Below are 21,258 nucleotides of genomic sequence, written 5' to 3'. Positions count from 1 at the left end.
ACGGATGTGAAGCGAGCCCCTTACGGCGCTTGGGAGTCCCCGATCGGCACCGCGCTGGTCGCCGAGTCCGACGGGCGACCGGGCTTCCTCGGCGCGGTCGGGGACGAGCTGTGGTGGACCGAGCCGCGGCCCGACGAGGGCGGCAGGCGCGCGCTCATGCGCCGCACCGCCGACGGGGCCGTGGAGTCGGTCCTGCCCGCGCCGTGGAACGCGCGCAACCGGGTCCACGAGTACGGGGGCCGCCCGTGGGCGGGCGCGATCGGCGAGGACGGCAGCCCCGTCATCGTGTTCACCAACTACGAGGACCAGCGGCTGTACGTATTCGAACCGGACCGGTGGCGCGACCCGCTGCCGGTCAGCCCGGCCCCGGCGTTCCCCGGCGCGCTGCGCTGGTCGGAGCCCGTGGTGGACCTGGAGCGGTACGAGGCGTGGGCGGTCCTGGAGGAGCACACCGGGCCCGGCCCCACGGACGTGCGCCGCGTCATCGCCAGCGTGGACCTGACGAGGTACGGGGACGACGCGCGGGTGCGGGAGCTGACCGACGACTCGTACCGGTTCCTCGCCGGCCCGCGGGTGAGCCCCTCGGGGTCGGCGCTCGCGTGGATCGCCTGGAACCACCCGCACATGCCCTGGGACGAGACCGAACTGCGCGTCGCCGAGATCGTCGGCGAGGACGACCCGGTGCTGTCCGGGGTGCGCACCGTGGCCGGGGGCGACGGGGAGTCGATCGCACAGGTCGAGTGGTCCCGGGACGAGACGCTCGTGTTCGCCGGGGACAGGACGGGCTGGTGGAACCTCCACTGGGTCGACCCGCACACCGGGGAGCGCGGCCCGGTCCACGAGGCCGAGTCCGAGTTCGCCGGGCCCCTGTGGACGCCCGGGTCGACGTGGTTCCAGATCCTCGCCAGCGGCGACATCGCCGCGATCCACGGCAGGGGCGAGAGCCGCCTCGGGGTCTTCGACGCGTGGGAGCGGCGGCTGAGCCCCGTCGAGGGGCCCTGGACCGACTGGGCGCCGGGCCTCGCCGCCGCGGACGACCACGTGTACGGCCTGGCCGCGGGCCCGCACTCGGGCTACGAGGTCGTGGAAGTCGACACGCGCAGCGGCGCCGCCAAAGTCGTGGCCGCCGCGCACGAGGCCAAAGTGGACCCCGCGTATCTGCCGGTCCCCGAGCACCGCACGTTCACCGGCCCGGACGGGCGCGACGTGCACGCCCACGTGTACCCGCCGCGCAACCCCGAATTCGAAGGGCCCGAAGGCGAAGCGCCGCCGTACGCGGTGTGGGTCCACGGCGGGCCCACCAGCCACGTGCGGGCCGTGCTCGACATGGAGCTGGCGTACTTCACCTCCCGCGGCATCGGCGTCGTCGAGGTCAACTACGGCGGGTCCACCGGCTACGGCCGCGCCTACCGCGAGCGGCTGCGCGAGCGCTGGGGCGAAGTGGACGTGGAGGACTGCGCGGCGGTCGCCCGCGCGCTCGCCGCCGAGGGCCTGGCCGACCCGGCGCGGATCGCGATCCGCGGCGGCAGCGCCGGGGGCTGGACCTCCGCGGCGTCGCTCACCTCGCCTGCGGCCGCAGGGGTCTACGCGTGCGCGGTCGTCAAGTACCCGATCCTGGACCTCTCGGGCTGGACCGGGGACGAGACGCACGACTTCGAGTCCCAGTACGTGTACTCGATGGTCGGCCCGCCCGAGGTCCTGGAGGAGCGCTCGCTGGAGCGGTCCCCCGTGCACCACGCCGACCGGATCGGCGTCCCGTTCCTGCTCCTCCAGGGCCTGGAGGACGAGATCTGCCCGCCCGCGCAGGCCGAGAAGCTCCTGGAGCGCGTGCAGGGCAAAGGGATTCCGCACGCCTACCGGACCTACGAGGGCGAGCAGCACGGGTTCCGCCGCGCCGGGACCATCGAGGACGCGGTGCTCGCCGAGCACGCCCTGTACGCCGAGGTGTTCGGCTTCGCCGGGCCGGACTTCGAGCTGGGGCTGAAGCCTTGAGCCTCACGCCGTTGCGCCGCCCGCGGCGCCTCGTCCCCGGCGACCGGGTCGCCGTCGTCTCCCCCGCGAGCCCCTCCCCCGGCGAGCGGATCGACGCTGGGCTGGCGGTCCTGCGCTCGTGGGGCCTGGAGCCGGTAATCATGCCGCACGCGGCGGCCCGGACCGGCCTGTTCGCCGGGCTCGACCTCGACCGGGCCGGGGACTTCCAGGACGCGTGGCTCGACCCGCGGATCGCGGCCGTGTTCGCCGCGCGCGGCGGGTACGGGTCGCAGCGGATGATCGACCTCGTCGACTGGGAGCGGCTGCGCGGCGCCGGGCCGAAGGCGTTCATCGGGTTCAGCGACATGACCGCGCTCCACGAGGCCATCGCCATCAACCTCGGCCAGGCCACGGTCCACGGGCCCATGCCGACGTGGACGGCCTTCACCGGCGACGCGGGGATGCAGGAGCACCTGCGACAGACCCTGTTCGAACCCGAGCGGGTCCAGAAGATCGCGTCGTCCACGGCGCGGACCATGAACGGCGGCACCGCCACCGGGATCACCGTCGGCGGGACGCTGACCCTCCTGGCCTCCGGGATCGGCACGCCCGACCACCGCGCCGACGTCGCGGGCGGCCTGCTGCTCCTCGAAGACATCGGCGAGGAGCCCTATCGGATCGACCGGGCCCTGACGCAGCTGCGCCGCGCCGGGTGGTTCGACGGCCTCGCCGGGATCGTCCTCGGCTCGTGGGCCGACTGCGGGCCGTACGAGGAGGTGCGCGAGGTGCTCGCGGACCAGCTCGCGGGCCTGTCCATCCCCGTGGTGGAGGAGTTCGGGTTCGGGCACTGCAACCCGTCGCTCACGATCCCGTTGGGCCTCAAGGCGACGCTGGACGCCGACGCCGGGACGCTCCACTTCGGAGTCCCGGCGCTGGCCTGACCGCGCCCGGCGCACTATTTTGAAAATTCTCTCCGTAGTCTTGCCTTTACATGAAGTTTTCTGCCAGGATGAGCGGATCGGGCCTACCCGTCGAAAAGGGACCGCCCGGACCCCGCACAGACTGGAGTCGCTCACATGCAGACGCATCCCCGCCGGACCGTGCTCGCCGCCGCCCTCGGCGCGGCCGCGGCGACCGCCGCCGCCGGAACCGCGCAAGCGCACGGCGGCAGCGCCGAGCGCCGGTTCGTCAAGCGCCGCCTCAAGGCCATGAGCCTGGAGCAGAAGGTCGGCCAGCTCTTCACCACCTACGCGTACGGGCAGACCGCCGACACCACCGCGGCCGCCGACGTCGCGAGCAATCAGACCGCGCACGGCGTCGACAACGCCGCCGCGCTCATCCGCAAGTACCACCTCGGCGGCATCATCTACTTCGCCTGGTCGAACAACGTCGCGAACCCCGACCAGATCACCGCGCTCTCCAACGGGCTCCAGGACGCGGCCCTCGCCGGATGCGGGACGCCCCTGTTCATCGCCACCGACCAGGAGCACGGCCTCGTCACCCGCATCGGTCCGCCCGCGACGCAGCTGCCCGGCGCGATGGCGCTCGGCGCCACGCACGACCCCGAGGCCGCCCGCGCCGCGGCCGTCATCGCCGGGACCGAGCTGCGCGCCATGGGGCTCAACCAGAACTTCGCGCCCGACGCCGACGTCAACGTCAACCCCGCGAACCCCGTGATCGGCGTGCGCTCCTTCGGGTCCGACGGCGAGCACGTCGCCGCGTTCGTCGCCGCGCAGGTCGAGGGCTACCAGGCCCGCGGCGACCTCGCCGCCACCGTCAAGCACTTCCCCGGGCACGGCGACACCGAGGACGACAGCCACTCCGAGCTGCCGCAGATCGACCACACCTACGAGGAGTGGCGCGAGATCGACGCCCCGCCGTTCCGCGCCGCGATCGAGTCCGGCGTGGACCTGATCATGACCGCGCACATCCAGTTCCCGGCGCTCGACGCGTCGCTGCGGCCCGCGACGCTCTCGGAGGAGATCCTCACCGGGCTGCTGCGCGACGAACTCGGCTACGACGGGGTCGTCATCACCGACTCGCTGCGCATGGAGGGCGTGCGCAACGGCTACGGCGACGACCGCATCCCCGTGCTCGCGCTCATCGCGGGCGCCGACATCCTGCTCATGCCGGAGCACATCGACATCGCGTACAACGCCGTACTCGCCGCCGTCGACGGCGGCGAACTCACCGAGAAGCGCATCGACGAGTCGGTGACCCGCATCCTCGGCCTGAAGTACCGCCTCGGGCTCTTCGGCGACCCCTACGCCGACCCCGAGCGCGTGGACGACGTGGTGGGCATTCCCGCGAGCCTCGAAGCGGCGCAGGCGCTCTCGGACCGGACCACGACCCTCGTCACGAACGACGGGACCTTGCCGGTGCCGACCGACGGCGGCTCGGTGCTCGTCACCGGGTGGGGCGTCACCACCGTGGCGCGGCTCGCGACCGAGTTCGGCAACCGCGGGTGGAGCCAGACGAGCCTCGTCACGGGCGCCGCGCCCACGCAGGCGCAGATCGACGCGGCCGTCGCCGCCGCCGCGGGCAAGGGCCTCATCGTCGTGTCCACCAACAACACCAAGCTCAACCCGAGCCAAGTCGCGCTGGTCGAGGCGCTCGCGGGCACCGGCGTCCCCGTCGTCGCCCTCGCCGTCCAGAACCCCTACGACATCGCCTGGCTCGGCGACCACCCGAACGCCTACCTCGCCACCTACTCGTACTCGCTCGACGGCCTCGAATCGGCCGTCCACGCGATCCTCGGCTCGGTGAACCCCGCCGGGCGGCTCCCCGTCGACATCCCCACCGCCGACGGCGCCGGCGTCCTGTTCCCCTTCGGCCACGGCCTGAGCTACTAGGAGCACCGCATGAAACGCAGGACAGTCATCGGCGGCGCGGTTGTGAGCGGCGCAGCGGCCGGGGTCGCCGCGGCCCTCGCGACCGCCGCCCCCGCCGCCGCCCGCGGCGGACGCGCCGTCCGGACCGGCGTCGAAGTCCTGGCCCGCAGCGACTTCCGCGAGCTCGCGGGCCAGCGCGTCGGCGTCATCTCGAACCCCACCGGGGTCCTCCCGGATCTGAGCCACGAAGTGGACCTCATGCACGGGAGCGGGAAGGTCGACATCGCGGCGGTCTTCGGGCCCGAGCACGGCTTCCGCGGCGTCTCGCAGGCCGGGGAGGGCGAGGACTTCTTCCTCGACGCGAAGACCGGGCTGCCGGTGTACAACGCGTACAACGACATGGACCGGATGGCGGAGGTGTTCGCCGAGACCGGGATCGAGACGGTGGTCTTCGACATCCAGGACGTGGGGGCGCGGTTCTACACGTACATCTGGACCATGTACCTCGCGATGGAGGCCGCGGGGCAGCTGGGCCTGCGGTTCGTGGTCCTCGACCGGCCGAACCCGGGGTCGGCGCTGGCCGCGAGCGGGCCGGTGCTCCACCCCGAGCACGCGACGTTCGTGGGGCTCAAGCCGATCGCGCAGCGGCACGGGATGACCGTGGGCGAGCTGGCGCGGCTGTTCAACGGCGAGTTCCTCGGCGGCGCGGTCGACCTGACCGTGGTGAAGATGGAGCGGTGGCGCCGGGGCATGTACTTCGAGGAGACGGGGCTGCCGTGGGTGCCGCCGTCGCCGAACATGCCGACGGTGGCGACGGCGGTGGCGTACCCGGGGACGTGCCTGTTCGAGGCGACGGCGCTGTCGGAGGGGCGGGGCACGACGAAGCCGTTCGAGTTCCTCGGGGCGCCGGAGATCGACCACGAGTGGTCGGAGGCGCTGGAGGGGCTGCCGGGCGCTCGTTTCCGCGAAGCGTATTTCACCCCTACTTTCTCGAAATGGTCGGGAAAGGTCTGCGGAGGCGTGGAGCTGCAAGTCACCCGAAGGGATGAATTCGATCCGATCAGGACGGCGCTGGCGATGATCATCGCGCAGCGGCGGGTCTTCCCGCAGTACGGCTGGCGGTCACAGGACGTGACGTCGTTCTGGCTGGACAAGCTCACCGGGAACCAGGCGGTGCGACTCGCGGTGGAGGCCGGGGCGGACGTCGACGAGGTCACGGCGCTGTGGGCCGATGAATTGGATGCGTTTTCCGAGCAAAGAGAGTCGTACTTGCTCTATCGCAGCACCGCTCAGTGATGGCACGATAACCAGGAGACACGATGCAGCGTCGAACCATGCTCGGGGGCGCGGCGGGGGCGCTGTGGTCGGCGTTCGCGCTCGGCTCCCGCGCCAACGCCGAGGAGCGCCCCTCCATGCCCGATCCGACCGGCCCGCCGAGCGCTGGGCCGTACGATGTGACCTTCCCCGAACATCCGCTGGAACTGCGGTACGGGCCTTGTTCCGAAGCGCGGTTGACCGCCGCGCACGTCGACCTCATCACCCCGCAACTGAAGTCCTATATGGAGGATTCTGCCCCCTCGTTCCCCGGGTTCACGGTCCTCGCCGCGCGCCGCGGCGTGGTCGTCCTGCACGAGGCCGGGGGCCACCGGCTCCGCTACTCCGGGTGGGACGAGGAGACCGAGACCGCGATCGAGCTGCCGGAGGCCGAGCGGCTCCCGGCCGAGACGGGCACGGTCTACGACCTGGCCTCGATCTCGAAGCTGTTCACCGCCACCGTCACCGGCCGCCTCATCGACGACCACGTGGTGGACCTGAAGCTGCCGGTCGTCGACTACCTCCCCGAGTTCGACTCGGCCGACCCCGCGAAGTCCCCCATCACGCTGGAGATGCTGCTGTCGCACACCTCCGGGATGATCTCCTTCATCAACCTGTACGACAAGCCCGACGACGCCGCGCGCATGGCCGCGATCTACGCGCAGCCGCTGCGCCGCGCCCCCGGGTCGGGCTACGAGTACTCAGACCTCAACCTCATCGTCCTGGGCAAGGTCCTGGAGCGGGCCACGGGCCAGGGCCTCGCCGAGCTGGTCGCCGAGTTCGTGTGCGAGCCCTTGGGGCTCAAGGACACCGGGTACAACCCGGCGGACCGGATGCGCACGGCCGCGACGGAGTACCAGCCGTGGACGGGGCGCGGCACCGTCCACGGTGAGGTCCACGACGAGAACGCGTGGGCCTTCGGCGGCGTCGCCGGGCACGCGGGCGTGTTCGCCACCGCGTGGGACCTGGCGGTGTTCGGGCAGATGATCCTCAACGGCGGCCGCTACGGCGACGCCGAGATCCTCTCCGAGTCCACCGCGCGCATGGTCTTCACCGACATGAACGCCGGGATGGGCGAGGCCGCGGCGCGCGGGCTCGGCTGGCAGCTCGGCCAGCGCTGGTACATGGACGCGATGAGCTCGCCGATCACGGTGGGGCACACGGGGTACACGGGCACGTCGATCGTGCTCGACCCGCTCGCGGGCACGCTGCTGGTGCTCATGACGAACCGGGTCCACCCGACGCGCAGCCGCGGCACGGCCAGCGCCTACCGGCGGGCGGCCTCGCGGCCGCTGGGCCGGGCGGTGCCGGTGCGGCCCGCGCGGGGGCGCGACGCGTGGTACGCGGGCCAGGCCGACGCGACGACGGCGACGCTCACGGCGGTGCTGCCGCGGCCGAGCGACCGCGCAACCGCGCGGTTCTCGCTCTGGTACGACACGGAGGCGACGGATCTGGCGGTCCTGGAGGCGAGCCCGGACGGGTCGGCGTGGACGCCGGTGCCGCTGGAGCTGCGGACCGAGGACCACTGCTGGCGGACCGAGGGCGCGTTCTCGGGCTACTCGGGGCGCCAGTGGATCAGCGCTACGGCGGTCGTCCCGGACGGCACGGCCCGGTTGCGCTGGCGGTACACGTCCGACCCGGTGTACCAGGGCCGGGGCGTGTACGTCGACGGGGTCGAGGTGCGCGAGGGCCGCGCCGTCCTGTGGGAGGGCGACGGCTTCGAGGCGGTCGGCTGGACCAGGTCGCGGGACTGAGCGGGGGGCGCGGGAGTCCCCGCGTACCCCCTACGGCATGGGGTGGGGCGCGTAGCGGTCGGCGAGCCAGTCCATGACCTTGTCGCGCTCCGCGTCGACCACCTGCTGCTCGGGGTGGGCGTCGTACCAGGCGACCACCTCGCGCGCGCCGAGCTTGTAGGGCGTGGTGCGCTGCCCGAACGCGGGGACGAGGCGCTTGACCTTGGTGTTGTCGAAGACCATCGAGTGGGCCTTGTCGCCGAGGAGGCCGGGGCCCCAGCCGGGGTCGGCGGCGGCGATCGCGTCTGAAGGGACGTGGACGAGGTCCGGCTCGTCCACTCCGGCCGCGGCGGCGACGTGCTGGAAGATCTGGTTCCAGGTGGGGGCCTCGTCGCCGGTGATGTGGAAGGCCTCGCCGATCGCGGCGTCGAGGCCGAGGAGCCCGGTGAAGCCGACGGCGAAGTCGCGGGCGTGCGTGATGGTCCACAGGGACGTGCCGTCGCCGTGGACGATGACGGGCTTCCCGGCGCGCATGCGCTCGACGACGGTCCAGCCGCCGTCGAAGGGCAGCAGCGTCTCGTCGTAGGTGTGGGAGGGCCGGATGATCGTGGCGGGGAAGCCCTCTTCGCGGTAGGCGGCGGTGAGGATCTCCTCGCAGGCGATCTTGTCGCGCGAGTACTGCCAGAACGGGTTGCGCAGCGGCGTGGACTCGGTGACCGGCAGATGCGAGGGCGGGGTCTGGTAGGCGCTCGCCGAGGAGATGAACAGGTACTGGCCCGTGCGGCCCGCGAACAGCTCGATGTCGCGGCGCACTTGCTCGGGCGTGAACACGACCCAGTTGACGACCGCGTCGAAGGTCCGGTCGCCGAGGACGGCCTTCACGGCGGCGGGGTCGCCCGCGTCGGCGGTGAGGACCTCGGTCCCGTCGGGGACGGCGCGCTCGCTGGTGCGGCCGCGGTTGAGGACGGTGACGTCGAGCCCCTGGGCGACGGCCTCGCGCACGCAGGAGGTGGAGATCCGGCCGGTCCCGCCGATGAACAGCACGCTGACGCTCACGTGAAACCCCTTTCTGTATACGACGCTCCCACCCTACTCGGGCGCGCGTGTCGGACCCGCGGGTTACGGTGGCCCGATGGACGGGATGTTGAGCCCGAAGGGCTTCCAGGAGGCCGACGCGAGCGGCCGCTGGCGGGTCGTCGGGGACGGCGCGTGCGCGTTCTTCAGGACCGGGTCGATGCGGGAGGCCGCCGAGTTCGCGGCGGCCGTCGCGGACCTGCCGGGCGTCGGACCGCACCGGCCGGACCTCGACCTGCGGTCGGAGGGGGTGACGGTCCGGCTCGTCGCGGTGGAGCCGGACTTCTGGGGCCTCACGGCCCGGGAGGTCGCACTCGCCCAGGACATCTCGGCCGTGGCCGACGGGCTGGGACTGGAGTCGGACCCCTCACGGCTCCAGTCGGTCCAGGTCTCGATCGACGCGATGTCGCACCCGGAGGTGATCCGGTTCTGGAAGGCCGTCCTCGGCTACGAGGAGCGCGGCGACGAGGACCTGGTGGACCCGATGGGGCGCAACGCGTCGTTCTGGTTCCAGGAGATGGACGCGCCGCGCCCGCAGCGCAACCGGATCCACGTCGACGTGTTCGTGCCCGACGAGAAGGTGGAGGCGCGGCTCGCGGCGGCGCTGGCCGCCGGGGGCGTGCTGGTGCGCGACCGGTCGCCGCACTGGTGGGTCGTGGCCGACCCGGAGGGCAACGAGGCGTGCGTGTCGACGCTCGGCACCCGCGACTGACTGACGCGGGTTGTCGCAGGGGCCTGGCACCATCGGAGCGGTGAGCAACACTGACGCCTCCGTCCCCTGGGGCCGCCCCGCGGTCGACTCGATCCCGCTGCCGCCCTTCGGCACCGCCGAGGAGCGCACCCGCTTCACGCGGGCGCTCCAACTGCACGTCGCCCTCGTCGACGACGGCGCGCCGTCGCTCGCCGCGAAGGTCCTCGCCGAGGCCCTCGGGAGCGGGCGGCGCGGGTCCGGCGGAGGCGGGCCGGACCTGACGCCGCTGGAGCTGACGGTCGCGCTCGCCACGTACTTCCCCGCGCCCTGGACGCCCGCGGCGCTCGCGGCGGTCCTCGCGGACCGCCACGGCGCGCCCCGGGACCTCGGCGACGGCTCCTGGAACTGGGGGTACGACCCCGATTTCACGGCCGTGCCGCGCGAGGGCGGCGGCTGGGAGGTCGAGCGGCACGAGCGCGGTTCGCGCCGGCCGTTCGCGACCCTGGAGCGCGACGGGGACCTGGTCCTCATGTGGATGGAGCACGTCAGGACCTCCTTCGCCTACCCGTACGGGTGGCGCGCCGAGGCGGCCGTCGCGGAGGCGCTCGCCGAGCCCGCGCGGGCCGTCAGGCGGGCGCACGCGGCCGACGCCGCGAGGCCGTACCTGGTGAACTGGCGGGCCGAGCGCGAGCGGTTCCTGGACGAGGGCCGGGCGTAGACGCTCGCACATGCATCGGTCGGTTTCGGCCATGGTCCGTCTGCATTCGGGCGGGTGTACTTGGCGCATGAGCGAAACCGAACCCACCGCACTCGTCGTCGTCGGCCACCACCGGGCCGGCTCCCTCACCGCCGCCGTCGCCGAGCGGGCCGCGAAGCGGCTCGCCGACCGCGGCTACCGCGTCGACCTCCTCGACCTGGAGCGCGAGGGCTTCGACCCGCGCAACAGCGTCGCGGACGAGCCGGACTACAGCGACCGCGACAAGCGCTACAGCGACGAGGTCCACGCCCACATCGCCCGCGTCCACGCCGCCGACGTCATCGTGCCGGTGTTCCCCGTGTGGTGGTTCGGCCTGCCCGCGATCCTCAAGGGCTGGTTCGACCGGGTGTGGAACTACGGGCTGACGTACGGGCGCAGCAAGTCCCCCATGGCGGGCAAGCGGATGCTGTGGATCGCGCTCGCGGGCCTGCCGGAGGACGACCCGCAGTCGGAGCTGACGCGGGGCCTCCTCGACGGGCAGCTCAAGGTCGGGATCTCGGCGTACTGCGGCATCCCGGACGCGCAGTGGACCGCGCTGTACCACAGCGAGGGCCAGGGCCTTGAGGACGAGGCGCGGGACCGGCACTACGAGGCGCTGTTCGCGAAGGCCGAGGCGGCCGTGGACGCGCTGCTCGACTGAACCCAGTGGACGCGTGGGTCAGTGGACGCGGGGCGTGCGGCGGCGGCCGGGGCGCTTCGGGCCGTCGACGAGGATGCGCACCGCGATCTCGCCGTCGGGGAACGCGGTGCGCACCGATTCGGCGATGCCCGCGGCGGCGTTGACGAGGGATTCGCCGTCGGCGCGCGGGTCGACGTGCGTGCGCAGTTCGATGAGCTGGCCGCCGCGGACCGCGGTGCGGCGGCTGGCGGTCCGGTCGACGGGCGCGGCCCGGTCGAGGTCGGCGCGCAGCCGCGGCGCCACTGAGCGCACGTCGAGGTCGATCCGGTCGGAGCCGGTGGAGGACAGGGCGAGGCGGCCTTCGGCGGGGCGCGGGAGCCGCGCGAGAAGCCACCACAGGGCGAGGACCGCGAGGACGACGGCCGCGCCGAGGGCGGCCCACGCGAACCAGTCCGCGTCGACCACGTCGCGGACCTGCTCGGTGTCGAGGCGGGTCCAGATCCCGGCGAGGTCGAAGCGCCAGTCGAGGACCGCGGCGGCCGCGGCCAGGAGCAGCAGGCCGAGGACGGCGGCCGCGGGGCGGTCGATCGCAGGTCGCCTCATCGCGCGCCCTCCTTGGCCTGCACGGACACTTCGAGCTCGCCGAGGCCGCCGAGCCGCGCGCCGACCGATTCGAGGATGTCGGCGACGGCCGCTTCGTGGCCGGGGGCGAGGAGGGCCTTGACGCGCAGGCGGCGGCGCCGCATCTCGCCGGCGGCGTGGAGGACCCCGGGGGCGCGCTCGGCCGCGTCGGCGGCGACCGCCTCGATCGCGGCGGGCGCGATCCACAGGTCGCCGGGGCCGTCGGCGTGCAGGTGCGAGCGGCGGGCCGGGAGGAACGCGGCGACGAGGAACCACAGGCCGAGGAGCGCGGCGGCGGCGCCTCCGGCGAGGACCCACGCGGACGGCCGCCGGTCGTCCAGGGCCGCGAGGGCCTCGCCGAGCCAGGAGGCGTTCGCGGTCCAGCCGCGCGCGGCGGCGGCGTGCTGCGCGAGGAGCGCGGCGAACGCCAGGAGCAGGAGCGCGCCGAGAACGGCGGGCCAGGCGGCGGCCGGGCCGCGGCGCGGGTCGCGGAGCTTCATCGGACCCTCCGCGTCTGCTCGGGGGTGTCGACGACGTGGACGCCCACGTCGACCGCGACCACGTCGTACCCGGTGATCCGGGCGGTCTCGGCGCGGACGCGGGCCGCGAGGTCCTTGGCCGTGGCGGCGACGGGGCCGGGCCAGGCCACGCCGACGTCGAGGCGGGCCCAGATCCGGCCGTGCTTGACGGTGGCCTTCGCTTTGGGGCGCTTGGATTTGGCGGTGCCGTCGCAGGCGAGCGCGGCGCCTTCGATGATGCGGGCCACCGCGGCGTCGGCGAGGCGCAGGCTGCCGCGCTCCCCCGGCGGCCGGTCGGCGCCGGAGCCGGGGAGGTCGGCGAGCGCGAAGTCCTCAGTCACGGCGGCCTCGGAAGCGCTCGAACAGGTCGATCTCGCCGCTGGCCTTGCCCGCGACGGCGAAGCCGAGCGCGCCGAGGACCACGGCGAGGAGGAACCCGGTGAAGCCGCCGTCGATGACGGCCAGCGCCAGCAGAAGCCCGGCGACGAGGCCGGCGAAGGAAGCCTTCATGGTCAGTCCCCTTTGTTCGCAGCGGGATCGGCATCGTCCGCTGCGGCGATGTCCTCGATGACGACCGAGACGGCCCGGTCCTCGGCGAGCGGTGCGACGGCGGCGCGGATCGCGTCCGCCGCGGCCGGAATGTCGGTGCCCCAGGCTACGGTCACGTGGACTTCGCAGTCGGTGTCGCCGAGCCGCAGGCCCGGGACGCGGCGGCCGGGAAGGAGGACGGCAACCGAACCGTGGAGTCCGGTCACGCCGGGCACGGCGAGGACGGCGTCGGCGATGGCGTCGACGCCCGCGGCGAAGTCCTCGGCGGCCACGGTCCTCACTCGACCCTCGGCTCGCCTTCGGGCTCGGCGTCGGGGTCGTCGAGGTGCACGTCGTGGACGGTGATGTTGACTTCGGTGACTTCGAGGCCGGTCATGCGCTCGACGGCGTCGACGATGTTGCGGCGCACGCCCGCGGCGAGGTCGGCGATGGCGATGCCGTACTCGGCGACGACGTCGAGGTCGACGGCGGCCTGGCGTTCGCCCACTTCGACCGAGACGCCCTGGCCGTAGTTGGTGCGCGAGCCGGGGATGCGCTCGCGCAGCGCCCCGACGGCGCGGCCGGTGGCGCCGCCGAGCTGGTGGATGCCGTCGACTTCGCGCGCGGCGATCCCGGCGATCTTGGCGACCACCTGGTCGGCGATCACGGTCCTGCCCTGGTCGCTCGCGAGCGGCCCGGCGTCTTCGGCTTTGGTGTTCTCCGGCATCGCTGACCTCCCGTTTCGCAGTCGTCCCCCACCGTCGCACAGAACGCAAGCGGTTGTCGCGAAAAGCGGCGAACCGGGCCGCGGCCGCTTTTTCTCATGCTTTATCGAAGGAATTGACTTTCGTGGGCAGCGCTGCGATCATCGAAGAATCTCGATGTATTGGAGGGCGTCATGCGCCGTCGCACACTCTTCACCGCCGCCAGCGCGGGGGCACTTGCCGCGGGCGCGGTCCCCTCGGTCGCGCGGGCGGACTACACGACCGCGGTCAATCCGGGCACGTCGTGGGGCGTCTGGGAGGGCTGGGGCACTTCGCTGTGCTGGTGGGGCCGGGCCTTCGGGAACCGGAACGACCTCGCCGACCTCATGTTCACCCGCAACAACGTGACGTACAACGGGGCCTCGCTGCCGGGACTGGGCCTGAACATCGTTCGCTACAACGCGGGCGCCTGCTCGTGGAACTCGATCAACGGCGAGTCGATGATCGTCTCGCCGAACATGATGCGCTCGCGGCAGATGGACGGGTACTGGCTCGACTGGAACTCCAGCGACCCGGCCTCGGCGAGCTGGGACTGGTACGTCGACAGCGCGCAGCGCAACCTCATGTGGAAGGCCCGCGACCGGGGCGCGAACCTGTTCGAGCTGTTCTCGAACTCGCCGATGTGGTGGATGTGCGTCAACCACAACCCCTCGGGCGGCGCGGACGGCAACGCGGACAACCTCCAGTCGTGGAACCGACAGCAGCACGCGGTGTACATGGCGACGGTCGCGAAGTACGCGCACGACCACTGGGGCGTCGACTTCGACTACGTGGACCCGTTCAACGAGCCGATCGCGAACTGGTGGACGGCGACCGGGACCCAGGAGGGCTGCCACTTCAGCGTCGCCACGCAGTCGATCGTGATCGACCACCTGCGCAGCGAGCTGGACGCGCGCGGCCTGTCGTGGATGCCGATCACCGCCTCGGACGAGTCGCTGTACGACCAGGCCGTGAGCACCTGGAACGGGCTCACCAGCTCGGCGAAGGGGAAGGTCGCGAAGGTCAACGTCCACGGCTACCAGTACGAGGGCGGGCGCCGCGACTCGGTGTACAGCGCCGTCCACGGGGCCGGGAAGCGGCTGTGGAACTCCGAGTACGGGGAGAACGACGGCACGGGCCTTCGCTTGGCGCGCAACATCAACCTGGACTTCCGGTGGCTCCACCCGACCGGCTGGTGCTACTGGCAGGTCCTCGACGGCGGCGGCTGGGGCCTGGTCCAGGCCGACAACGAAACCGGGACGCTCGGCGCGGTCAACACCAAGTACTTCGTGTACGCCCAGTACGCGCGGCACATCCGCCCCGGCATGACGATCATCGACGGCGGCGAGGCCAATACCGTTGCGGCGCACGACGCCGCGTCGGGGAAGCTCGTCATCGTCACCACGAACTACGGGACGGCGCAGACCGTCACCTACGACCTGTCGGCGTTCGGCACGGTTCCCAACGGCACGGCCGTGCGCTGGTCGACGCAGACGAACGGGTCCGAGCGGTACGCGCGGTACAGCGACACGACCGTGTCCTCGAAGCGGTTCTCGCGGGCGTTCCCCGCGAACACGGTGATGACCTTCGAGATCGAGGGCGTGCGCCGCTGATTCGGGCGTTCGGGGGCGGGTGCGCGGCTCCGCGTCCTACGTTGGAGTGGACCGGAAGGAGCGGAGCCGTGGACTACCCCGAACGACTCTTCGTCCTCGCCTACCCCGACGCCCGGACCGCCGAGGCGGCCCGCGACCGGGTCCTGGAACTCCAGCGGCCCGAGCACATCACGATCAGGGACATGGCCGTCGCCGAGAACCGCGACGGGAAGATCCGGCTGCGCCAGTACCGCAGCAACACCGCCATCGGCTTCGCCGTCGGCGGCATGTGGGGCGGCCTCATCGGGCTGCTCGTGTTCGCGCCGTTCGTGGGCCTGGCGCTGGGCGCTGCGGCGGGCGCGATCGGCGGCGCCCAGACCGACACCGGGATCAACGACGAGTCGATGAAGGCGCTCGCCCGCCACCTCACCCCCGGAGCGGCGGCGCTGTTCGTCCTCGAAGAGGGCGCCTCGCGCGACCGCATCGTGGAGGCGCTGGCGGAGTTCGGCGGCGTCCTCATCGAGGATCCTCTCGAATAGCAGCCCGCTCAAGTGAGACGCCAGCGGCGCCGGGCCCGGTGGGGCTCGGCGCCGCTGCCGTTGGGGTGCTTACGAGAGGATCGGGTCGAGGGCCTCGAACCAGTTGGCGGCGAGCTTGACGTAGCCGTCCTCGTCGGGGTGGACGCCGTCGTAGGTGTCGACCGAGGGGACCCAGCCGGTGTGCTGGTCGACCACGACGATCGGCGACTCGGGCGTCGACAGGCCCGCGGCCCAGCCCGGGATCTGGGCGTTGAAGTCGATCGTCCGCTGCGGGCAGTCGGCGCAGTTGCTCGGCGCGAGCGGGATGAGCTGCGCCGCGAGGATCACCGCGTCCGGGTTGAGCTCGCGCAGGTCCTCCACAATGGTCGTATAAGCGGCGAGGATGGTCGCGGGCGGGATCGAGGACCAGACGTCGTTGGTGGCGAAGTGCAGCAGGAGCACGTCGGGCGTGTTCTGCTCCAGCCAGCCGCGCACGCTGCCGTTGTTCACCGACTGGGTGACGAGGAAGCCGCCGTGGCCCTCGTGGTCGGGGTCGGAGCCGGCCGGGTTGCAGGCCTGGGAGAGCGAGCCGACGAAGTCGACGTCGTACCCGGCCTGGTCGAGCAGCTGCCACAGGTTGCCGCGCCAGCAGCCGGGGCTGCCGGTGATGGAGTCGCCGAGGGGCATGATGCGCACGGCCTCGCCGGGCGGGTCGGTCGGGTCGTCGGTGGTGGGCGGGTCGGTCGGGTCCACCTGGCCGTCGCAGAGGTCGCCGTTGATGGAGACCCCGGTGGGGGCGGCGGTGCTGCCGGAGCCGATGAAGCCGAAGACCTCGCGGGTCTGGCCGGAGGCGACCGCGCCGTTCCAGCCGACGTCGGAGCCGGAGAACGCGCGGCCGCTCTGGGTCCACGAGACGTTCCAGGCGCTGGAGACGGCGGTCCCGGACGGGAAGGTCCATTCGAGGTCCCAGCCGTTGATCGCCTCTCCGGCGGTGATCGCGACGTTGGCCTGGAAGCCCGAGCCCCAGCTGCTCACGATCGTGTAGTCCACTTCGCAGCCGTCCTCGGCGAGTGCCAGGTCCGCCGGGCCGAGCGTCAGCGCCACGGCGCCGAGGGCCGTAGCGGCGGCTGCCGCGAGGGCGGTGATCTTGCGTCTGAAGCGCATCCGTTGCTCCTTCACCGGACTCCGGGAACTGAGGGAGCGCTCCCAGAGCGAATGGGAAGATCATACCGAACCAGGCTTTGTATAGTCAAGTGTGTCAATATTTGCAAGTAGGAGCGGCGGCGGGCCCGGAGGCCCGCCGCCGTCTCACGCGGCCTGCGGCTCGCGCCACATCGGATAGAGGAACGGCCCGCCGTCCTCCAGCCCGTACCGCTCCCCCATCGGTTCGTACCCGAGCGTCCCGTACAGGCGCGCGGTCTCCGGGGAGACCGCCTCCAGGTACGCGGGGATGCCGTCCCGGTCGAGCACGCGGTGGTGGCGGCGCAACATCGCCGAGGCGATCCCGTTGCCGCGCTTGGCCTCCCGCACGCCCACCAGCGCCACGTAGTGGTGCGGCACGTCGGGGTGGTGGTCCTCCATCACCCGGTCGAGGTGCCGGAACCGGTCGACGACCGGCCCGCACGCGGCGGCCAGGCGCTCGTCGTAGTCGGGGATCTGCGGCGCCCCGGACGTGTGGTCGAACCACACGACCGCGCCGTCGAGGTCGCCGGAGGTGACGACCCCGCCGTGCCCGAGGGCGTGCTCCACGAGCAGCTCGAACTGGCCCCGGACCGCCTTGCGGCGCTGCTCCGGGTCGTCCGAGAGCCACCGGGCCGTCGGCAGCTCGTTGAACTCGTCGGCGAGCATCGCCGCCACGGCCCCGTACGCGCTAACGCTCACCGGCGGCCCCCACCGGCACCGCGGCCCGCTCGGCCGCCTGGACCAGCGGCGCCTTCGCGCCGTGGCCGATCCCCGCGTACACCTCGGGCCGGGCGCGCTTGAGGAACAGGCCCCAGCCCGCGCCCAAGAGCGCCAGCACCGCGAACACGATCGGCACGAGCTTCGGCAGCAGCGAGCCCTTCTCGACGCCCAGGAGCGTGTGGAAGTGGACGACCGACAGGTACATGACCCCGGCCATCGCCAGGACCGCCAGCACCGGCGCGATCCTCGCGGCCCACACGGACTCCTCGCGCCGATCCCGCGCGAAGTAGGCCAGGACCGCGATGCCGCACGTCAGGATCAGCGCGATGAGGCCGATCCCCGAAGCGGTGCCGAGGTAGTAGAACAGGTGCACCAGCGGGTCGAGGCCGAGCGCGGCCCACAGGACGATGACGAGGCCGCCGACGACGGTCTGCGTCGCGGAGGCGGCCACGGGCGCGCACGTGCGCACCGAGGTGCGGCCGAGCCACGAGAAGACGACCTGCTCGCGGCCGAGCGCGAACAGGTACCGCGCGGTCGTGTTGTGGAAGCTCAGGGAAGCTGCAGTGACCGAGGTGAGCAGCAGGACCTGGCCGATGGTCACCCACGCGGAACCGAGCTGGTCCCCGGCGAGGGTGAACATGAGGTCGGGGTCGGCGCTGGCGGCGACCACGTTGTCGTCGCCGACGGCGGTGATGATCGACCACGACGAGGCGATGTAGATGAACGCGAGGATGCCGATCGTCGCGAGCGTCGCGCGGGCGACGGTCCGCTTGCGGTCGCGGGCCTCCTCGCCGTAGACGGTGGGCGACTCGAATCCGATGAAGCCGATGACCGCGAGCGCGAGCACGGCCCCGGCGGCCTCGCCGCCGAGCGCGGACGGCGAGAGCGCGGCGAACGACAGGCCGTCCGCGGGGTGCGCGAAGTTCGAGGCGCTGAACATGAGGATGACGGCGACCTCGACGGTGAGGAGCACCGCGAGGACCTTCGCGTTGATGTCGACCGCGCGGGTCCCCAAGAGGCCCACCAGGAGCCACGCGACGAGCGCCCACACCCACCACGGCAGTTCCAGGCCGGCGCGGGTGAGCAGGCCCTCCGCGGTGATGCCGAGGAGGCCGTACAGGCTGGCCTGGAGGGCGCAGTAGGAGGTGGCGGCGACCCAGGCGGCGGCGACGCCCGGGACGCGGCCGAGGCCGCGGGCGACGAACGCGTACATGGCGCCCGCGTTGGCGATGTGGCGGGCCATCGCGGTGTAGCCGATGCTGAACAGCCACAGGGAGACGGCGATGATGACGTAGCCGAGCGGGATGCCGATCTGGCCGGCCACGGCGAACATGACGACGACGCCGCCGGCGATCACGGTCAGCGGCGTCGCGGCGGTGAGCGAGAAGTGGAGGAGGCTGAGCGTTCCGAGCTTGTCGCGGGCCAGAGCGGACTGGACCGCGCTCGCAGGTGAGGGAGCGGACATGGGGTGGTGACTCTCCTTATCGTTCGGGCACGTGATCAGTGGTTGCCGGTGATGGCGGTGTCCGCCACGGCGGCGGTGAGGTGCCCGCGGATCGCCTGGAGCGGCGCGGGCAGCACCCGCAGATGGCCTTCGGCGTATTCGCGCGCGCCGGAGGGCATCTGGGAGTACAGGGACTTCGACAGGCCGACGGACTCGGTGAGCGCCAGCAGGAACGCGTCGAGCAGGGGCATGCGCCGGTCCATCGAGGACAGGTAGCGGCGCAGCCGGGCGAGCGGCGCCTGGGCGATGAGGGCGTCGGCCGCGTCATAGGTGACCTGGACCTTGCCGAGCCAGCGGCTGCGCTGCTCCCCGCGGACCATCAGCCCGGCCACGACCATGTGCTCGGCGGTCTTGGTCTGGGTGTCGGCGATGGCGAGGTACTCCAGCCAGTCGGGCACGGCGAGGTTCACGGGCTCGGCCTCCACGAGTTCGCTCAGCCACAGCCCCAAGGAGTCCCGCGGCGGGCCGCCGCGCTTCTCCGCCAGGACGAAGTCCTTGCCGTCGTGGGCGCGGACCGCCAGGTGGCCCGAGAACACCAGCTCCGCCAGCAGCGCCGCGCCGAGCGCCAGGCCGATGACGCGCGGGGCGACCGCGGGCTTGTAGAAGTCGTGGTAGGCGGTGATGAGAAACGCGTCGTACACGAGGCGGGGGGTGGGCGCGTCGGGCACCGGGAGTGATCCTTCCAGTACAGGAGCATTCGATCGGATTATGATACGGTCACGCATTTTCGCGGTTCATATCGGTATTCCGACTATTTCGCCGCAGCTAGAACCCCTCTCGGCCTTTTGCGCGCTCCAGCCCGCAGGCAGCCTGAACGCACCGAAGCTCCGCACGATTTGGACAGTGCGGAGCTTCTGGTGATTCGGGATGGGATCGACCGGTTCGGTATTCCCAACCGATCTGTCACAGCGACGCGGCGGCGGCGCGGGCGCGAAGCCGAACGCGGGCGGCGCGGGCTACCCGATGACGTCGCAGTAGGGCCGAACCGTCTCGACGACCGTCGGGCCCTCCGCCTCCTCGACGCCGAACAGCGACGCGGCGTCGCGCGCGAGCTGCTCCTCGTCGGCGCCCTCTGCCGCCGACTGGCACAGGTCCCTTGCACCGTCGACGATCTCGGTGGCGGTGACGTCGGGGGCGATCTCCTGGAGGTCTCCGGCGAGCTCGGTCGGGAAGTCCCCCGAGAGGCTCTCAAGCGAGTCCTCAAGGTTCGGTACCGAGGGCGTCTCGACGGGCAGTTCCCCTTCGCCGCAGGCGGAGAGCGCCAGTGCGGATCCGAAGGCGAGTGCGAGCGCGGCGATGGTCCGTCGTGCCATGTGAACTGCTCCCTTTGCGTGGTTTTGCGGCCACGGTACCAACGGATCGGGCGCACTTCGAGCCGTGCCGGGATGCGTTCGGTCACAGGGACGCCGCGGGTCGCGCACGACGCGGGCGGCCTCGGTCAGGCGGCGGCCGGGCCGAGGACCGCGAGGAGCTTCAGCTGCTCCTCCGCCTCGGTCCGGGGCGCGGCGGTGAGCACCAGGAGCGCCTGCGACTCGTCCTCGGTGAACAGCACCTGGCAGTCGAGCTCGATCGGGCCGACCTCGGGGTGGACGAGCGTCTTGTGGTCGGCGAAGCGCTTGGCGACCTGGTGCTCGTCCCAGACCGCGGAGAACTCAGGAGACCGCTGCTGGAGGGCGCGCACGAGCTCCCCGGCGCGCGACTTGGACCCCATGGCGCCGTAGGCGACCCGCAGGGCCGAGACGAGGGCGCGGCCCTGGCGGTCGCGGTCGTCGGCGGGGTACTTGTCGCGCGCGCCGGGGCGCGTGAACCAGCGGTACACGTCGTAGCGGTCGAGCCCGGTGTAGGAGGTGCGGTCGCCGAACAGGGCCTTCGCGAGGTCGTTCTGGACGAGCGCCTCGCCGAGGTTGGTGAGGATCAGCGCGGGCGTGTCGTCGAGGCGGTCGAGGACGCGCAGCAGCGCGGGGGCGACGTGCGCGGCGTCCGAGAGGCGCGCGGGCGCGTTGTGGCCGGCCATCCGGAACAGGTAGTCGCGCTCCTGGTCGGTCAGGCGCAGGGCGCGGGCGAGCGAGGCGAGCATCTGGACGCTCGGCTGCGGACCGCGGCGCTGTTCGAGCCGCGTGTAGTAGTCGGTGGACATGGCCGCGAGCGAGGCGACCTCCTCGCGGCGCAGGCCGGGCGCGCGGCGGCGGGCGCCGGGCGGGAGCCCCACGTCCTCGGGCCGCAGGTGCTCGCGGCGGGCGCGCAGGAACTCGGCGAGTGCGGTGCGGTCCATGCGTCCAGTATCGGCCCGGCGGCGCGCCCGAACCAGGGACCGGCGATCCCCTGATGAACGATCTCTGCAC

23 protein-coding genes are annotated in these 21,258 nt (G+C 72.4%); 10 read left to right on the top strand and 13 right to left on the bottom strand.

Features of this window, described 5'->3' with window-relative positions:
- Positions 1-6 precede the first annotated feature (6 nt).
- From WA640_RS23110 to WA640_RS23090, 5 genes are all read left to right on the top strand, one after another.
- The gene (locus tag WA640_RS23110; RefSeq protein WP_335990889.1) at positions 7-1,992 is read left to right on the top strand and encodes a prolyl oligopeptidase family serine peptidase; all 1,986 of its coding nucleotides are present in this window, start codon (positions 7-9) and stop codon (positions 1,990-1,992) included.
- Positions 1,993-2,003: 11 nt separating this feature from the next.
- Complete coding sequence (locus WA640_RS23105) at positions 2,004-2,912, top strand: S66 peptidase family protein (RefSeq protein WP_335990888.1); 909 nt, start codon at positions 2,004-2,006, stop codon at positions 2,910-2,912.
- Between the two features lie 135 nt (positions 2,913-3,047).
- The gene (locus tag WA640_RS23100) at positions 3,048-4,823 is read left to right on the top strand and encodes a glycoside hydrolase family 3 protein (RefSeq protein ID WP_335990885.1); all 1,776 of its coding nucleotides are present in this window, start codon (positions 3,048-3,050) and stop codon (positions 4,821-4,823) included.
- A 9-nt stretch (positions 4,824-4,832) separates the two neighbouring features.
- Positions 4,833-6,098 (top strand): exo-beta-N-acetylmuramidase NamZ family protein, encoded by a 1,266-nt coding sequence (locus WA640_RS23095; RefSeq protein ID WP_335990884.1) that lies wholly within the window; start codon positions 4,833-4,835, stop codon positions 6,096-6,098.
- Positions 6,099-6,121: 23 nt separating this feature from the next.
- Positions 6,122-7,870, top strand: a complete 1,749-nt coding sequence (locus WA640_RS23090) for a serine hydrolase (RefSeq protein WP_335990883.1) — start codon at positions 6,122-6,124, stop codon at positions 7,868-7,870.
- Positions 7,871-7,900: 30 nt separating this feature from the next.
- Here WA640_RS23090 and WA640_RS23085 read toward each other — a convergent pair whose 3' ends face one another.
- A complete protein-coding gene (locus WA640_RS23085; protein ID WP_335990880.1) occupies positions 7,901-8,905 on the bottom strand; it encodes an SDR family oxidoreductase in 1,005 nt (334 codons plus the stop codon).
- Positions 8,906-8,981: 76 nt separating this feature from the next.
- Between WA640_RS23085 and WA640_RS23080 the strand changes: the two genes are divergently transcribed.
- The 3 genes from WA640_RS23080 (at position 8,982) to WA640_RS23070 (ending at position 11,011) form a co-directional block, all read left to right on the top strand.
- A complete protein-coding gene (locus tag WA640_RS23080) occupies positions 8,982-9,635 on the top strand; it encodes a VOC family protein (RefSeq protein WP_181245964.1) in 654 nt (217 codons plus the stop codon).
- Between the two features lie 40 nt (positions 9,636-9,675).
- Positions 9,676-10,332 carry a hypothetical protein gene (locus WA640_RS23075; RefSeq protein ID WP_335990878.1) on the top strand — a complete coding sequence of 219 codons (657 nt, stop codon included), beginning with the start codon at positions 9,676-9,678 and terminating at the stop codon, positions 10,330-10,332.
- Between the two features lie 67 nt (positions 10,333-10,399).
- Entirely contained in the window at positions 10,400-11,011 is a 612-nt protein-coding gene (locus tag WA640_RS23070; protein WP_335990877.1) for an NAD(P)H oxidoreductase, read from the top strand.
- Positions 11,012-11,029: 18 nt separating this feature from the next.
- On the opposite strand, the gene WA640_RS23065 is transcribed toward WA640_RS23070, so the two are convergent.
- The 6 genes from WA640_RS23065 to WA640_RS23040 are packed head-to-tail and all read right to left on the bottom strand — an operon-like array spanning position 11,030 to position 13,384.
- Positions 11,030-11,593: a hypothetical protein gene (locus tag WA640_RS23065; RefSeq protein WP_335990876.1), complete on the bottom strand. Its 564-nt coding sequence runs from the start codon at positions 11,591-11,593 to the stop codon at positions 11,030-11,032.
- Positions 11,590-12,111, bottom strand: coding sequence for a DUF6286 domain-containing protein (locus tag WA640_RS23060; protein WP_335990875.1), 522 nt, complete (start codon positions 12,109-12,111; stop codon positions 11,590-11,592). Before WA640_RS23060 ends, WA640_RS23065 begins: the two co-directional genes overlap by 4 nt.
- On the bottom strand, positions 12,108-12,470 hold the full coding sequence (locus WA640_RS23055) for a hypothetical protein (RefSeq protein WP_106366652.1): 363 nt from the start codon (positions 12,468-12,470) through the stop codon (positions 12,108-12,110). The genes WA640_RS23060 and WA640_RS23055 overlap by 4 nt, the downstream gene beginning before the upstream one ends.
- Positions 12,463-12,639 (bottom strand): hypothetical protein, encoded by a 177-nt coding sequence (locus tag WA640_RS23050; RefSeq protein ID WP_335990874.1) that lies wholly within the window; start codon positions 12,637-12,639, stop codon positions 12,463-12,465. Before WA640_RS23050 ends, WA640_RS23055 begins: the two co-directional genes overlap by 8 nt.
- A gap of 2 nt (positions 12,640-12,641) precedes the next feature.
- On the bottom strand, positions 12,642-12,950 hold the full coding sequence (locus tag WA640_RS23045) for a hypothetical protein (RefSeq protein ID WP_106366709.1): 309 nt from the start codon (positions 12,948-12,950) through the stop codon (positions 12,642-12,644).
- A gap of 5 nt (positions 12,951-12,955) precedes the next feature.
- The gene (locus WA640_RS23040) at positions 12,956-13,384 is read right to left on the bottom strand and encodes an Asp23/Gls24 family envelope stress response protein (RefSeq protein ID WP_335990873.1); all 429 of its coding nucleotides are present in this window, start codon (positions 13,382-13,384) and stop codon (positions 12,956-12,958) included.
- A gap of 171 nt (positions 13,385-13,555) precedes the next feature.
- Here WA640_RS23040 and WA640_RS23035 point away from each other — a divergent pair, with 171 nt between their 5' ends.
- Together WA640_RS23035 and WA640_RS23030 are read left to right on the top strand one after the other, a co-directional pair.
- The gene (locus WA640_RS23035) at positions 13,556-15,013 is read left to right on the top strand and encodes a glycoside hydrolase (protein ID WP_335990872.1); all 1,458 of its coding nucleotides are present in this window, start codon (positions 13,556-13,558) and stop codon (positions 15,011-15,013) included.
- Between the two features lie 68 nt (positions 15,014-15,081).
- Positions 15,082-15,531 carry a DUF1269 domain-containing protein gene (locus WA640_RS23030; RefSeq protein WP_106366649.1) on the top strand — a complete coding sequence of 150 codons (450 nt, stop codon included), beginning with the start codon at positions 15,082-15,084 and terminating at the stop codon, positions 15,529-15,531.
- A 69-nt stretch (positions 15,532-15,600) separates the two neighbouring features.
- Here the strand turns inward: WA640_RS23030 and WA640_RS23025 are convergent, their stop codons facing one another.
- From WA640_RS23025 to WA640_RS23000, 6 genes are all read right to left on the bottom strand, one after another.
- Complete coding sequence (locus WA640_RS23025) at positions 15,601-16,674, bottom strand: cellulose binding domain-containing protein (protein WP_335990871.1); 1,074 nt, start codon at positions 16,672-16,674, stop codon at positions 15,601-15,603.
- Positions 16,675-16,818: 144 nt separating this feature from the next.
- Positions 16,819-17,391 carry a GNAT family N-acetyltransferase gene (locus WA640_RS23020; RefSeq protein WP_146148239.1) on the bottom strand — a complete coding sequence of 191 codons (573 nt, stop codon included), beginning with the start codon at positions 17,389-17,391 and terminating at the stop codon, positions 16,819-16,821.
- Positions 17,381-18,877, bottom strand: a complete 1,497-nt coding sequence (locus WA640_RS23015; RefSeq protein WP_335990869.1) for an APC family permease — start codon at positions 18,875-18,877, stop codon at positions 17,381-17,383. Before WA640_RS23015 ends, WA640_RS23020 begins: the two co-directional genes overlap by 11 nt.
- 35 nt (positions 18,878-18,912) lie before the next feature.
- Complete coding sequence (locus WA640_RS23010) at positions 18,913-19,584, bottom strand: GPP34 family phosphoprotein (RefSeq protein ID WP_181245962.1); 672 nt, start codon at positions 19,582-19,584, stop codon at positions 18,913-18,915.
- Positions 19,585-19,872: 288 nt separating this feature from the next.
- Positions 19,873-20,229: a hypothetical protein gene (locus tag WA640_RS23005; RefSeq protein WP_335990866.1), complete on the bottom strand. Its 357-nt coding sequence runs from the start codon at positions 20,227-20,229 to the stop codon at positions 19,873-19,875.
- A 125-nt stretch (positions 20,230-20,354) separates the two neighbouring features.
- The gene (locus tag WA640_RS23000; RefSeq protein ID WP_335990865.1) at positions 20,355-21,188 is read right to left on the bottom strand and encodes a helix-turn-helix transcriptional regulator; all 834 of its coding nucleotides are present in this window, start codon (positions 21,186-21,188) and stop codon (positions 20,355-20,357) included.
- Between the last annotated feature and the right edge of the window lie 70 nt (positions 21,189-21,258).

Source organism: Glycomyces sp. MUSA5-2 (assembly GCF_037034145.1).
In the GTDB taxonomy this organism is placed as follows: Bacteria; Actinomycetota; Actinomycetes; order Mycobacteriales; family Micromonosporaceae; genus Glycomyces; species Glycomyces artemisiae.
The sequence above is the reverse complement of the archived record's forward strand: the minus strand, read 5'-3'. Positions and strand labels throughout refer to the sequence as shown.